Below are 15,869 nucleotides of genomic sequence, written 5' to 3'. Positions count from 1 at the left end.
CTCTGCTAAAACAGAGCCTAAAATATAAATGAACTTAATATTGAACATTCCATCCATCTTCTGTTGCGTATAATGAAACACCATCTTTAAGTCCAGTTTCAAATAAAGTTACTCTTCCTGTTACTAAATTAGTGTAAGCATCATTTTTCATTATTTGATTAGTTTCTCTAGGAATTATACCAATATCTGCTCCAATATAATTTACAAACATATAGCTTGAAGATGTATTTATTCCATGATGTGGAACTTTTAATACGTCTACTCTTGAATGTGCTAAAAGATCTGATTCTACTATATCTTTTTCAGCCAGCCATTCTATATCGCCTGTAAATAATGCGCCTAAATCACTATATTTTAAATATACTAAAGCTGATTGATTATTTATTTCCCAATAATTAGCTGAGACTCTTTTGTCAAGTGGTTTTGCATAGTACGTATCTCTATTAACAAATTTCAAAATACCTTCTTCATCGATATCTTGTCCATAAACTGCATTTATAACTTCTATATCAAGATCTTCTATTAAATCCATAGTCTTTTTAAATACCCTATAGTCTTCTTTCATAATCTTGATATCACCAGATTCTGATCCAGTTTCCTCTAAATCCAAACAATCTTCTAAATAACTTTTTTCAGGCATATATATTTTTTCTACATTAAAATTCTTAAGAATTTTATATAGACCTCCAATATGATCTGAATGAGGATGAGTTATTATAACATGATTGATTATTTTTTTATCATCTTTATCTTCTTTCATATCTTGACTTTCTAAAAAGTCTATTACTTTCTTTTCACTATCTTTTGTATTTAATCCAGTATCAATCAATGCAGTCTCTCCATTTGGAAGTTTTATAAATATACAATCTGCATTTCCAACATCTAAATATTTTACATAAAGATATTCATCTATTTTTCCGCCACCTTTATATAAACCGCTATCAGTAAAGCTTTCAGGTTTACCATCTATAATTATATTGCCTGTTGCTAATTCCCCATTTGCCTTAACATAATATTTTTTATCATTATTTTCTATCCATTCATTAGATAACATTTCACCATTTTTATTTGAATAACATTGCTTGTCATTCTTTCTATAAAAGCCTGTCTCCAATGCCCCACTACCATTAAAATAGTACCATTTATCATCTATATTCATTTTTCCACTAGCCATTTCACCAGTTTTATATAGATAATATTTATCCATACCTAATTTTATCCATCCATTTTGCATTACTCCATGATCATCTAAGTAATACCATTTATAATCAATATAGCTCCAACCATTTCTCATTGCACCATATTCATTAAAATTATACCATTTACCACTAAAGTCTTTCCATCCAATAGCAACTGAATAATCATCATTAAAATAATAAGTATTTTTGTGAAGTACATAATTAGGATCTTTACTAGGATCTACTATTTCATACTCATCTTCTTTAGAGCTTGTACTGTTTAAATCAGTATCATTTTCTTCTTTATCATCTTCAAGAGAGTTTACTTCTTCCCCCTTTTTGTTATCTTCTTCTACTTTTTCTGAATTTTTAATATCTTCATTATTATTCTCAGATTCTTTAATTTTTTTATCTGTTTTTTTATCTTCAGATTTTATATCATCTTTGTCTTCATCTTCTGGTATATCTTTATCAACTTTAGTGTTTTCTTTTTCCTTCTTCTTTAAGATTGGTTCATATACTTGAGGATTAGTTTCCGTTCCTTTATATATGTATTCCTCTATTTCAAACCAGCCTCTTTTTTGTAACATTCCATCTTCAGTAAAATAAAATCTTTTTCCATTAATAACATGCCAACCTGGTTCTGGAGTTTTTTCCTCTTGGTCTAGAACTTCATCAACATCTTCTTTTAAATCCTGTTCTTTTGAATTACTTTCAGATAACTTGTCCCCTTTTAAATTATTTTTTTGTGATTTACTATCTTTATTATTTTTCTCTTGTGATTTATCTTTTTGTAATTCATTTTCTAATGAGCTGTTTTTTTGTGACTTAGGAAGATCACTTGTAGCTGCATATGCATTTACATTGGGACATATACCACTTATAAATGTTGTAGCCATAATTAATACTATAATTCTTTTCTGTAAATTAAAAATAACAATCCCTCCCATCAAAAATTTCCTTCATATATTATACCTTTATTAGAATATTTTCTCAAATAAATATACACCCCTGGGGTGTAATTTTTTCCAGATGCATAATTTTTATTAATTTAATGACATTATGTATAAATTGTATCTTTATTTTTGCAAATGAAAAGACTGTCTCTTAATTAATACTCTTAAAATATTAAGCTTGATACTTAATTACTTTTTGTTTAGAGACAGTCTTGTTAATTTTTTAAACTAATGTTTATACTACACTATAAACATTAGTTTAAAACATGATTATAATGAAAGAAATTCCGTAAATGCTTTTATTGTATATTCATTATCTTTAACACTTGCAAGTTCTCTTACTGAATGCATTGAAAGTAATGGTGCACCCATATCTATAACTGGTATATTTAATTTAGATGCAGTTATTGGTCCTATTGTTGTTCCACCCTTAACATCTGATCTATTCACAAATTCTTGACATGGTACATTTACATTTTCACAAACTTGTTTAAATATTGCTGCTGCGTAGCTGTCTGTTGAATAACTTCCTGATGCCGCAATTTTTATAACTGGACCACCTCCAATAAGTGGTCTGTTTGTTGGATCATGCTTTTCTGTATAGTTTGGATGAAGAGCATGAGCTAAATCTGCTGAAATCATAACTGAGTTTGATAATGATCTCTTGAAATCTTCTCTATCTTTTCCAAGTGCTAATGTTATTCTTTCTAATATATTTTCAAGTAATGAAGAATTTGCTCCTTGAGATGTTAAGCTACCTATTTCTTCATTATCAAGTGCCACTAAAACTTTTGTTGCTTTATTAGATTTACTTTGAAGTAATGCCACAAGTCCTGCATATACCATCCAAAGGTCATCTAATCTTCCTGCTGAAATGAATTCTTCATTCATTCCAAATAAACATCCTTTTTCATATTCATATACAAATAAATCAAAATCTACGATTTCTTTTTCTTCTACATTTAAGCTTTCTGCAATTAACTTAAGTAAGTAACCGTCTTTCTCTAACTTATCAGTAGCCATTGTAAGTAATGGTAATGTATCTTTTTGTCTATTATATTCATAGCCTTCATTAATGCTTCTATTCATGTGTATTGCTAAACTCGGTATTATTAAAACAGGCTTATTTAGATCAACTAATTTAACTTGTGGTTTTAGTGGATTGCTTCCTTTTAATGTAACTCTTCCAGCTACCCCTAATGGTCTATCAAACCATGTGCTAAGTATTGCACCACCATAAACTTCTGTGTTTAATTTAACATAATGGTCTTCTACTGTCATTTCTGCATGTGGCTTTATTCTGAATCCTGGAGAGTCTGTATGAGCTCCTATTAATCTAAATCCTTCTTCTGCTATATCTCCACTTCCAATTTCGAATCCTATTATTGCAGATTCATTTTTCATAACATAGTATTTTCCACCATGCTTTAAATCCCACTTATCACATTCCTTAATTTCTACAAATCCTTCTTTATCTAAGATTGATTTAACTTCATGAGCACCATGAAATGCACTTTTACTATTATTTATAAAATTTAATAAATCTTTTGCTGTGTTCATAAAAATTCTGCTACTCAAAATATGGACAAATATACCCATATTGATATTATTACTACTTCAACGAATCCAATTTTGCCGAAGCTACTCTTGTTTGTAAGACTCTCCATAGTCGTAAATTCCCCAAATAGCCTTAGGTACATATATACATTTGCTTGATTATGCAACTTTGTATATTTTTGCATTTTCTAAATTAATTGAAGCATTATAATCTCTATCTATACTAGAATTACATTCATTACATTTATAAACCCTATCAGATAGTTTTAAATCTTTTTTATATGCTCCACAACAACTACAAGTTTTACTTGAAGGATAAAATCTATCTACAATTCTTAACTCAATTTCATTAAGATTACACTTGTACTCAAGTTTAACCCTAAACTCATAGAATTTTTGTTGTGCTACTGCCTTAGATAAATGCTTATTTTTCATCATTCCACTAACATTTAAATCTTCAATAGTTATATAGCTTGGTTTTTGCTTAACTATTTTATTAATTGTCTTATTTATATAGTCAGTTCTAATATTAGATAATCGTTGATGAACTCTTTGTACTTTGACTATTTGTTTTTGGATATTTTGTCTAGTAGCTTTTCCTTTCTTATTTTTATTTTTTAATTTAAAACTTTCATATTTTCTTGAAAGTCTTCTTTGTTCACGTTTCAACTTCTTTTGTAATTTTTTCACTCTTACAGTTTTATTAATATTCTTCTTGTGAGTACCATTAGAGATAACTGCAAATTCTTTAATTCCAAGGTCGATACCTATTCCTTTTGTATAAGGTCTATCTTCACTTTTGTGCTCTTCTTCAATTACTACTGATACAAAATATCTATCAGCTTTCTTAGATATTGTACCATTAACAACCTTTGCGTTAGTTGGGATATATCCAAATTCTTTTAGTCTTACCCACTTTAAAGTAGGAATATTAATTTTATGTCTTTCTGTTTTCCAATCTGTTTTATTATTTTTAGGAAAATAAAGTTTAACATCAGACTTATTCTTCTTCTTAAATCGTGGAAACTTAGATTGACCTTTGAAAAATCTTTTGTAGGCACTTTCAGCATTACAAATAGCTTTTTTCCTTGCTTTAGAACCACATAAATTTATCCATTTATATCCTTCTAAAATTTTAATTTCATTATTGATATACTTATCAAAGTTATTAGCACTTAAAGTCGCTTCTTTTTTAGAGATTAATCCATCTTGAAACTTTTTATATAATTCTTGATTTGTAGCCAAATACTGATTATATAACCATCTACAAATACCAATGCCTTGATTAATCTTCTTTTTCTGCTCTTCCGTTGGGTGTATCTCCGTTTTGTATGCTCGTAGCAACTTCTTTATCCTCCTTAATCTTTTTCTTATACTTTCTAAGACCATATATTCTACAACTAAACACATGAAGTATTGATATTGTATCTTGAACTAACTCTTCTTGTGGTGAAAGATTTTCATTATTTACAACTATAACTTTAGTATCAAATTTCCCTAAAAATCTTTCAAACCATGAATACCCAAATCGTATAAATCTATCTTTATGAGTTACTAATATAGAATCAATTTTGTTTTCCATACATTCCTCTAAAAGTTTGTTCCACTTTTTACGATTGTAGTTTAGTACACTTCCTATATCTGTAATAACTTCATCTACAATAATACCTTTAGCATTTGCAAAACTCTTTAGAAATTCAATTTGATTAGCTAAATCATCTTTTTGATTATTTGTAGAAACTCTAGTATATATAACTATCTTTCTATCTATATTATTCTTTAATCCCTTGAACTCTAAATATTGGTCATAAGTATAGTATCTTCGATTAGTTGGAGTACGTTTTGCTTTTAATATACCTTCTCTATCCCAACGTTGAGGTGTTTTAACTGATACATTTAATCACATTTTTTCAATATTTTTTAATAACTATTTTACACTCCTTTCAATATAATAGCTAAAAAACACCCTTCACAGTATAGCTTTAATATTTATTACAATTTTAAGATAATATTTATAAATTATATCTTAAAATATTATAGAAGCTCTTACATTAATAAGATTATTTTGACTATTATTTATAACTAAAAATTATTATATATTTACATAAATTACATATACAATAAATGTATGAATATAGTAATATTATCAAATTCTATAATTTAAATCAAACAATCTATAATATAAAAATACAGTTTATATCTTATTTTATCCTTTAATATAAAAAAAATTATATGAAATTTTAATTATTCCGCCCACTTTGCTTATGCATATATCAACACTCTGCTAAAACATAGCCTAATATAAAAGTATCAATAAATTTAATTATTAGCTATTAATTTTTACATTATAGCAACATTATATTTTACAAATACTAATTACTGTATTAGAATTAAATTATTTAATATAAAGCATAGGAGTGATTATATATGTTCTCAAAATTTCTAGTTACTAAGTTTATTAAAGATAATCACAATGTAAATGATGATAAAGTAAGAAATTCTTATGGTATTCTTGGAGGGCTTGTAGGAATTTTTATTAATCTTATACTATTTTTAATAAAAATTTCCGTTGGACTTTTTTCTTCAAGTATAGCTATTATTGCTGATGCATTTAATAACTTATCTGATGCAGCATCTTCTCTTATAACTATAATAGGTTTTAAGATGGCAAGTAAACCTGCTGATAAAGAACATCCTTTTGGACATGGGCGAATTGAATATATTTCTGCTTTAATTGTTGCATTTATGGTTATGCTTGTTGGTTTTCAATTTATAAAATCATCATTAACTAGAATTATAAATCCTGAAGCAGTTACCTTTGAAATTGTACCTTTTATTCTTCTTTTAATTTCAATAGGACTTAAATTTTGGCTTTCTGGTTTTAATAAATTTATGGGGAATAGGATTAATTCTTCTGCATTAAAAGCAGCTTCTGTAGATGCATTAGGAGATGTTTTTACTTCTAGTACTGTTGCTATTTCTTTTTTAGTTTCTAAGTTTACATCAATTCCTATAGATGGATTTATCGGACTTATAGTTGCTGGATTTATAGTTTATTCAGGTTTTTCATTAATAAAAGAAACTCTTAACCCATTGCTTGGTGAAGCTCCTGATCCTGAACTTGTTAAAGGAATAAATGATATGGTATTATCTTATGAACATATTACTGGATCTCATGATTTAATAATACATAATTATGGGCCTGGAAAGTGTATGGCTTCAATACATGCTGAAATTCCCTCAAACATTGATATAATGAAAATTCATGAAGTAATTGATAAAGCTGAAAGAGAGATTTCTGCAAAACTTAAGATTTATCTTGTTATACATATGGACCCTATATGTATAATTGAAGGTGAGGTTAAGGAAGCACACGATGAAATTCTAAAATTAATCGATGAATATGATTATATAGATTCTATTCATGACTTTAGAATCGTTGGTGATGGAAACTGTAAAAATCTAATATTTGATTTGGTTTTAAATGCATCTTTAAAAACATCTTTAAAAGATGAAGAACTAATTGATAATATTAGTTCAAGAGTGAAGTCAGTTCATCCTAAATATAATTGTATAATCACTTTAGATAAGCATTATCTTTAATAATTATTTATATTAATGTGTAAAATATACCTTCTATAAAGCATAAACTACTTTATAGGAGGTATATTTTTATTGTTTTTATACTATATATGTTATGAATTTATTTATAAAAAATAATTAATTAAGTTCTAAAAAAAGGAGGTATTTTTTATGAAGTGTCCTTACTGCAACAAAGAACTCGGAGAAAAAAATGAATGTATAACATCTACATGCTATGCATTTGAGAAAGTATTCCCAAGATATGATTTAGAAGAAGAGAAATCTTCAAAAACTAATGAAACTTTAAATACCACTAAAGAAAAACTTGATGATTCTACTATTAGTTCAAAACTTGAAGAAATTGAAAAAAATGCAACTAATCAAAAAAGTAATCCTATAGAAAATTCTACTGGAACAAGTACTAATGCAGGACTTTACATTTTAATTGCAATAATTATCCTATTAATTATTGGCTTTGTTTTTTTCTAAAATTTGATTTCTATCTGATGAAAGTGGCATTGTAATATAACTACATGTTTTAAGTAAAATGATATTTTAGTATAATGGCGCAGTGGCATTGAAATTTGCTTTTTAGATTTCTTAATTAGTATTGTCACATTTACTGCTTGTNNCAAGCTAAAATGGGACTGTACTAATTTTAGAATTCTTAAAGCAAATTTCTCAGTCCACGAGCTTTATACTAAAATATCATATTTTTCTAAAACATGTTCTTACTTTTTATTCTTTAATGTTTTAAATCTATCTGCTGCTGCAACTTTTTCTGAACCATCAGTTATTATTTCAACTATTATAGGTTCACTGCATGAATATAACTCATCCTTTATTTCATTAAGCTGACTTAAATCTGTTATTTCATATGATTTAATTCCAGCTGCTTCCCCTATTGCCTTTATTGAAACTCTATCTTGAACTACTCCATTAATAGATCTTCCAAATAGGAATGTCATTCCCTGATCAACGTAATTTAATTTTGCATTATTTATTACAAAGTATACTATAGGTAATGAATATTGTTTTGCTGTTAAAATTTCACTACCATTCATAAATACTGATCCATCTCCAACAACTACAGCATATTTTTCTGTATTTCCACTTAATGCTGCACCTATTGAACCTGCAACACAGTTTCCCATAGCTCCATAATTTAAACTAGCAATAAAATCTGATTCTTTTGGAATAAACAGATATTTATACATATAGTTCATGAATTCACCAATATCACACATATAAGTAGTGCTTGGATTTAATATGTTAGGAAGCATGTCTGCTAATCTTCTAACAGATATTCCTGTATGATCTTTTACATAATCATTATTTAATTTTTCTACTTTATTTAAAGTCACATTTTTATCTTCAATTTTTTCATTTATTATTGATAATGCTTCTGATAATTCATAATATACTTTAAATCTATCAATATGATCTTTATTTAAACTCTTTTTCTTATTATCTATTTGAATAACTTTATTTCCATCATTAAATAATGCATCATTAAAGTTTCTTGTTGCACTTTCTCCAAGGCTTGATCCTAATACTAATACACAATCTAACTCTTCTGTATCTGCATAATTTTGAGCAAAATCAGTACTATTAAATCCATAGTTTCCTATGTTAAATTCAAACTCACTATCTATTGAGCTCTTACCTTGAGGAGTAGTAGCTACATACCATCCTAATTTTGATGATAATTTCTTTATAATTTCACTATTTCCTTTAGCACCTCTACCAACTAATATGATACCTTTTTTAGCATCATTTAACATATTAATTGCTGTATTTAGTGATTCTTGATCATAATTATAACCTATTTTTTCAGCTACATAAGTTTTTATATCGTCTTCACTTATTTCTGTTGTAGGTAAGTCCATTGATATTGATAAATGAACTGGACCTTTAGGATCTTGCATTGCTAATTTTACTGCCTTATCTAATTCAGATAATACATCTTCTTTTTTAGTAACTGTTTTACTGTATTTTGTTATGCTTTCAGTTATAGGTGATGTATCTAATTCTTGAACACAACCTTTGCCTATGCTATCACTTGCTGCATATCCACTAATAACAAGCATAGGAATATTATTTATGTATGCATCTGCTATTCCATTTATTGCATTAGTAATGCCTACCCCTCCACATAAAATTGAACAACTAAGTTTTTTACTTAAATCTGAATATTTTCCTGCTGAATAAGTTGATCCTGCTTCATTTTTAGTTACTACAAATTCGACCTTAGTATCATTAAGTGCATCATAAATACTTGCTACATTTCCTGATGGTATACCAAATACGTATTCTACACCACAACTTTCAATATATTTTGCTATAGCTTTAGATAATTTCACGTTTAAACATCTCCTCAATACATAAAATCTTATTATATTTTTTTACAATATTTATTGCTTCTGATTTTTCTTCTTCTGAATATTTATGTTCTTCTTTAAATATTGGCATAGTAATAAAGAAGACTATTTCATCATTTAAGAAAAATGGTATAAGGCAAGTTGATACTATCCCAAAATCTCTTAAACAACTTGGTTTACTTGTATCTACAGAAAGCTTGTCTACAAATAGTGGCTTTTTTGTATTCATCATTTCAGATAAATACATATCATCAACTATTTTAAGCATTTTTGAAGCATGATATTTGCTCCAATCTTCAAATGAAATGTCTGTTAATTGTTTGTAATATGGTTTTATATAAGAATCATCAACTATTTTGTGAATTCCTACATCTTCATAATATATTACATCTTCTAATTCTTTGAATAGATTGTTTAGTAATTCTCTTGTGCTCATAATATGTTCCTTTCTGAAATTTAATATTTACCTAAAAACATTATTTATAAAAATAATATAAATATAGTATAATCATTATTATTTTACCATAATATTTCATACTTTGTATAAATATTACATTATTATTATATTAAAACATATTTTCGTACAAATACAACATATTATTTTTAAGCTATGTTTTATTAAAAACATTTGTATAAAATAATAGAAGTAACATTTTTGTTACTTCTATTATCACTTATGTATTCTTATATATTATGTTTAAATCCTAAGTTAAACCTTTACAATAGATTGTATAATCTGCTTGTTATCTTTAAAACTTAAATACATTTTTAATTTGCATTCCAGCTATTGTACTTGCTGGCATAAGCATATACTTCTTTTTAAAATTTGAATTAATATAAAGATCACTCATTTTATCAAGAACATATTTATTCCAATTATAACATATAAATATATAATATCCCATAAAATATTATATATTTACATTTTTCTCATAATTTCAGTTAATTTTATCGGTTTTTAAATTGTAAAATAAATTTCTAGTAAAAATATGACCTATAGTATTTTTAAGTTTTATTTTATAAAATTTATATCTGAAATAACTTTCATGTAATCAAATACTTTATTAGCATTTTTCTTTATTTGAATATTAGCTATATCATTTTCTGGCATAACTATATATTTATCTTTAAAATCACAACTTATATATGCATTACATACTTTTTCATAAAATAATTTAGTATCAGGAAAACTCATTCTAAATTCCCTATTATCTATAACTAATATTAAATTACTTATGTCCATTGATTTAATAGTCTTTTTAAAAAGTTCCAGATACTCTTCTGCATCACTTTTAGAAAATAATCCTTCTCCCTTGATTATAAATTTATCATCTTCTACTCTCATAGTGTATTTACATAATAGATTTATTTTTTCTAGTTTCATAATTTCCCCCTATTAAATTAAAGATAAATTTTTTGTTGTTAATTACTTTTAAGTTGACAAAAAAATAAACTTTTATTATGTTCCATTTTTTATTTTTATTTAATCAAATTAAATCTTTTCACTAACTTTCACTACATATACCATATTAATAATTTACTTTTAAAGAAATAATAACATATTTTCTTATAATTTTCCATCTTTTTTTAATTTTCCACATATAAATTATACTTTGGATTTTATTTTATAATAAAAATTTATGTTCAAAAATTTTGTTATTTTAATATGTTTATAATTTCATTATTAATATGTATAATTTTTCAAGGAAATAAATTACAAAATATATTTCAAAGGAGGATTTTATTAATATATATAAAATAAAAATACCATATGTTAGTGATTGAATCGTTTTAACATATGGTATTTAATTTACACTCTAAAATCAATACTAACTTTAACTCTGAATTTCACTAAGTTTAGTACTTAATTCATCTATATTCTTATATGCATTAGATATCCCATCTATATTATTGTTAAGTTCATTAATATTAGCTGATATTTCTTCCATAGCTGATGCTGTAGTTTCAACATTTTCACTTATATTATCCACTTCTGTTACCGTTTTTGAAAATACAGTAACTAATCCTTTAATTTGTTGATTTACATTATCTGAATGATTTAATACATTTCCTGTATTATTATTTATATTTTTAAATAAATCTTTTACTGTATTTGTATGTTCATTGCACACTTCTATTGATTTCTTTTCTTTTACTATTTCATCTGATACAGCATTAGTTCTTTCAGATATACTATTTAATATAGATATTATTTGGTTTGTTGATTCTTTAGAGTTTTCTGCTAGTTTTTTTACTTCATCTGCAACAACTGCAAATCCTTTACCATGTTCTCCAGCTCTTGCTGCTTCTATCGATGCATTAAGTGCTAAAAGATTTGTTTGTCCTGCTATTTCACTTACAGTATCTATAATTTTTACTATCTTTGAATTTTCTTCATTTAAATTATTAATTAATGTTACAGTGCTTATAATATTATCTTTTACTTTAATCATTTCACTTGATAAATCCTCAACTTTACTAGCTCCCTCTAAAACAACATCTTTTGTAGAAGATGATAATTCCGACATAATTTCCACTGCATTTGTTACTTCTCCTAACCCTTGCTCTCCAAGTTGCATAAATGATTGGATATTATTCATAGTTTCAACTTCTCTTGTTGCTTTATTTGCAACTTCATTTGAGGCCACTGATATTTGTTCTGATACTCCTGCAGTTGTATTAATACCCTCACTAATGGTAGAACTTGCTTCATTTAAAGATTCTATTGTTTCACTAAGCTTACCTAATAAAAGCTCTGTCTTAGATTTTGATTCATTACTTTCTTTAATTTTCTCTTCTAATATAATGTAAGTACGTTTTGTTATTATACATAATAATGTGCATATAACTAATCCACTTCCAATATATAAAAGTAAAAATATTAATTGATCATATCCTATGTTTGAAAACATTGTTTCTTTGTTTTTCATAAAAAAATAGCTCATACAAACAGCACTAGATATACATTGAAGAACTATTGGAATTGTCTCTTGATATAATATAATTAAAAAAATTGCTGAATAAAATATCATAAAATTAGATATTGTTGGTGACGTGCTCATTAATATTACACCAATTGTAGATATTGAAAATACCATGAAATACATTGATATATTAATACATTTTTTCTTTATTAAAATAAATTGTATAATGCTTAATACTATACCTGAACCTATTATTCCTACAACTGCTATTATAGGTGCTTTTAAATAATAATCAAAAATACCTCTTAATAATACTGAACTTAAAAATAGTACAAGCAAAATTTTATTTTTCATGTCTATAATTTTTTTGTTATCCATTCATTCTTCCCCCTATGTAGAATTATATCCTTATATTTTAAGACACAATTTTGTAAACTTATGAATAAATTTTGTTTTTATGCATTTAAATAGTATTTCCTACGTGTATAATATTAACATATTTTATTATATTTGTATATGATTTTACATTTAATTATATTTTATTTGCATAAAATTATACATAAAGTTACATAATATACAAAATAGTATTAATCTTACTAAAATAAAAAAGCCAATAAACAACAAGTATTTTTCTACTTATTATTTATTAGCTTATTTATTGTCCCATTTGAAAAACTTAAAGTACTTTAGATAAAAAATCTATTGTTCTTGGACTTTTAGCATTCTTAAACACTTCTTCTGGAGTACCTTCTTCTACTATATTTCCGTCATCCATAAAAAGTATTCTATCTCCAACTTCTCTTGCAAATCCCATTTCATGAGTTACAACTACCATAGTCATACCTTCTGAAGCAAGATTTTTCATAACACTTAAAACTTCTCCTACCATTTCTGGATCTAATGCTGATGTTGGTTCATCAAATAGCATAACATCTGGTTCCATAGCTAATGCTCTTGCTATTGCTATTCTTTGTTTTTGTCCACCAGATAATGATGCTGGATATTCATTTGCTTTATCTTTAAGCCCTACTTTATCTAATAAATCTACTGCTTTACTTTCTGCTTTTTGCTTTGATAATTTTTTTACCTTCATAGGAGATAATGTTATATTATTCAATACTGTCTTATGTGGAAATAAATTAAATTGTTGAAAAACCATACCCATTTTTTCTCTCATCTTATTTATATCCACAGCTTTTGATGTTATATCTTTTCCTTCAAACTCAACTACTCCAGAGCTTGGATCTTCTAATAAATTAAGACATCTTAAAAATGTACTTTTTCCAGAGCCTGAAGGTCCAATTACAACAACAACTTCACCTTTTTTTATATGACAATCTATTCCTTTAAGAACTTCATGTTTTCCAAAACTTTTGTGTAAATCTTTAACGTATATCACTTACCTTCATTCTCCTTTCTACATATCCTAATGCTCTTGTTAGCGTAAATGTAATTATAAAATATACAACTGCTGCCACTATGACAGGTTCTAATCCTAATGCAGTATTTCCTTTTACAGTATTTGCATTATACATAAGTTCAGCTACACCAATTACAGAAACCATTGAAGATTCCTTAATTACTGATATAAATTCATTTCCTAAAGCAGGTAATATATTCTTAAATGCTTGAGGTATTATTATATTAAACATAGCTGTTTTTTGATTCATGCCTAAACTTCTCGCTGCCTCCATTTGCCCCTTATCAACTGCTTCAATACCAGCTCTAATTATTTCAGAAACATATGCTGAAGAATTAAGCGCTAATGCTATTGCTCCTGTCGTTATATCAGATAAATCTATTCCTAATAATTTAGGTAATCCAATATAGATTATGTATATTTGAACTAGAAGAGGAGTTCCTCTAACAAATTCTACATAAACTGTACCTATCATTCTTAATATCTTAAATTTTGAACGTCTTAAAAGAGTTAAACCAAGCCCCATAATCGTTCCAAAAAGTACTGCAAAGAATGCTAATACTATTGTAATTTCTGCTCCACTTAAAAAGTATCCATAGTATTTTTCTAAAAATGTAAAATTCAAAATTTCTCCTCCCCTCTATTTCCACCCCTGGGGTCCAATAAATNNTATTGGACCCCAGGGGTAATCAATTTATTCCACCATATCATTTGCTTCTATTACAAATTGATCTATTTTACCTTCGTCTTTTAATTTTTGTATTGTTTTATTTATTTCACTCTTTAAATCATCTGAACCCTTATTCATTGCTATTGCTGATCCACCTTCTGAATCTTCTAATATAACATCTGTTAAAGCTATATCTGAATTCTTTTCACAATTAAACTCTGCTACTGGTAATTCTACTAATATTGCATCTACTTTATTATTTTTTAAATCTAATACTAAATCAGTAACTTTTCCTAATGCTTTCTTTTCAGCATCTGGAATTTTGTCGTTAGCTAGACGTTCTTGGATTGATCCTTTTTGTACACCAATCTTTTTATTTTTTAAATCATCAAGTGATTTTATATTTCCTTCTTCACCTTTTCTAACTATAAATCCATGTTTTGCTGTATAATATATATCTGAAAAATCAGCATTTTCCTTTCTTTCATCAGTTGGTGTCATACCTGCAAATACCATATCCACCTTCCCTGCTTGAAGAGCTATAAGTAATCCATCAAAATCCATATCATTTATTTGTAATTCTACGCCTAAATCTTCAGCTAATGATTTTGCCATACTAATATCAAATCCTACAATTTGATCTTTTCCATCTATTTCTTTATGAAATTCATATGGTGGATAATCTGCACTTGTTCCAACTACAAGCTTACCTTTTTGTTTTATTGATTCAAGCACTGATGCTGATTCTTTTGAACCTTTACTTCCTTCTGCATTTTTGTTTCCTGAACATCCAATTATACTTATTGCCATTGCTCCGATTGCCACAACTAATCCTAATTTTTTTAATAAACCTTTATTCATTACTAACGCCCCCTAATTACTTACTTAAAAATTTATTTGCTTTTATTTACTTCGTGGTATAATTATACACCATACATTTATATTTATGCAATAGCAAATGCATAATTATTTAATTTTTATTTATATTAATTAAATAATTATTTTTAATATACTATTAAATCTTGTTTTTCTTTGATAATACGCAAAAATAAAGAGGTATAAATTAACATTTTAGTCTATACCTCTATCTTTAAATTATTTATTATGTATTTTTATTCTTATTTTCTGCATAAATAGTGACTGTCACCAACTTATCCCCCTTGCATAAATGGTGACTGTCACCAACTTGGCCAAACATGCT

At 26.6% G+C, this 15,869-nt stretch carries 12 protein-coding genes and 1 pseudogene; 2 read left to right on the top strand and 11 right to left on the bottom strand.

All coding sequences use genetic code 11. The annotated features are described in order from the left end of the window. Positions 1–34: 34 nt before the first annotated feature. The 4 genes and pseudogenes from NG918_RS01110 to NG918_RS01095 form a co-directional block, all read right to left on the bottom strand. Entirely contained in the window at positions 35–2,128 is a 2,094-nt protein-coding gene (locus NG918_RS01110) for an MBL fold metallo-hydrolase (RefSeq protein ID WP_252224071.1), read from the bottom strand. Between the two features lie 276 nt (positions 2,129–2,404). Next, the gene (locus NG918_RS01105; RefSeq protein WP_252224069.1) at positions 2,405–3,694 is read right to left on the bottom strand and encodes a M18 family aminopeptidase; all 1,290 of its coding nucleotides are present in this window, start codon (positions 3,692–3,694) and stop codon (positions 2,405–2,407) included. Positions 3,695–3,850: 156 nt separating this feature from the next. After that, positions 3,851–5,035 carry an RNA-guided endonuclease InsQ/TnpB family protein gene (locus NG918_RS01100; RefSeq protein WP_252224067.1) on the bottom strand — a complete coding sequence of 395 codons (1,185 nt, stop codon included), beginning with the start codon at positions 5,033–5,035 and terminating at the stop codon, positions 3,851–3,853. Further along, positions 4,977–5,591: pseudogene (locus tag NG918_RS01095) on the bottom strand (IS607 family transposase); the annotation flags it as partial. The pseudogene NG918_RS01095 and the gene NG918_RS01100, both read right to left, overlap by 59 nt. A 527-nt stretch (positions 5,592–6,118) precedes the next feature. Here NG918_RS01095 and NG918_RS01090 point away from each other — a divergent pair. After that, entirely contained in the window at positions 6,119–7,294 is a 1,176-nt protein-coding gene (locus NG918_RS01090) for a cation diffusion facilitator family transporter (protein ID WP_252211708.1), read from the top strand. A gap of 150 nt (positions 7,295–7,444) precedes the next feature. Beyond that, positions 7,445–7,762 carry a hypothetical protein gene (locus tag NG918_RS01085; protein ID WP_252211707.1) on the top strand — a complete coding sequence of 106 codons (318 nt, stop codon included), beginning with the start codon at positions 7,445–7,447 and terminating at the stop codon, positions 7,760–7,762. A gap of 242 nt (positions 7,763–8,004) precedes the next feature. On the opposite strand, the gene NG918_RS01080 is transcribed toward NG918_RS01085, so the two are convergent. The 7 genes from NG918_RS01080 to NG918_RS01050 all read right to left on the bottom strand — a co-directional run bounded on the left by NG918_RS01080 (position 8,005) and on the right by NG918_RS01050 (position 15,529). Continuing rightward, positions 8,005–9,636, bottom strand: a complete 1,632-nt coding sequence (locus NG918_RS01080; RefSeq protein ID WP_252224064.1) for a thiamine pyrophosphate-binding protein — start codon at positions 9,634–9,636, stop codon at positions 8,005–8,007. Next, complete coding sequence (locus tag NG918_RS01075) at positions 9,623–10,090, bottom strand: hypothetical protein (protein ID WP_252211705.1); 468 nt, start codon at positions 10,088–10,090, stop codon at positions 9,623–9,625. Before NG918_RS01075 ends, NG918_RS01080 begins: the two co-directional genes overlap by 14 nt. Before the next feature lie 576 nt (positions 10,091–10,666). Continuing rightward, positions 10,667–11,038, bottom strand: coding sequence for a hypothetical protein (locus NG918_RS01070; RefSeq protein ID WP_252211703.1), 372 nt, complete (start codon positions 11,036–11,038; stop codon positions 10,667–10,669). A gap of 451 nt (positions 11,039–11,489) precedes the next feature. Continuing rightward, positions 11,490–12,956: a methyl-accepting chemotaxis protein gene (locus NG918_RS01065; protein WP_252224061.1), complete on the bottom strand. Its 1,467-nt coding sequence runs from the start codon at positions 12,954–12,956 to the stop codon at positions 11,490–11,492. Between the two features lie 298 nt (positions 12,957–13,254). Then, positions 13,255–13,977, bottom strand: a complete 723-nt coding sequence (locus tag NG918_RS01060; RefSeq protein ID WP_252224059.1) for an amino acid ABC transporter ATP-binding protein — start codon at positions 13,975–13,977, stop codon at positions 13,255–13,257. After that, complete coding sequence (locus NG918_RS01055; protein ID WP_252211700.1) at positions 13,964–14,623, bottom strand: amino acid ABC transporter permease; 660 nt, start codon at positions 14,621–14,623, stop codon at positions 13,964–13,966. The genes NG918_RS01060 and NG918_RS01055 overlap by 14 nt, the downstream gene beginning before the upstream one ends. Before the next feature lie 69 nt (positions 14,624–14,692). Beyond that, positions 14,693–15,529, bottom strand: coding sequence for an ABC transporter substrate-binding protein (locus tag NG918_RS01050; RefSeq protein WP_252211699.1), 837 nt, complete (start codon positions 15,527–15,529; stop codon positions 14,693–14,695). Positions 15,530–15,869: the final 340 nt, after the last annotated feature.

Source organism: Clostridium sp. ZBS2, from assembly GCF_023845855.1.
In the GTDB taxonomy this organism is placed as follows: Bacteria; Bacillota; Clostridia; order Clostridiales; family Clostridiaceae; genus Clostridium; species Clostridium aquiflavi.
Note: the sequence above shows the minus strand (reverse complement) of the source record. Positions and strands in the feature narration are given on the sequence as shown.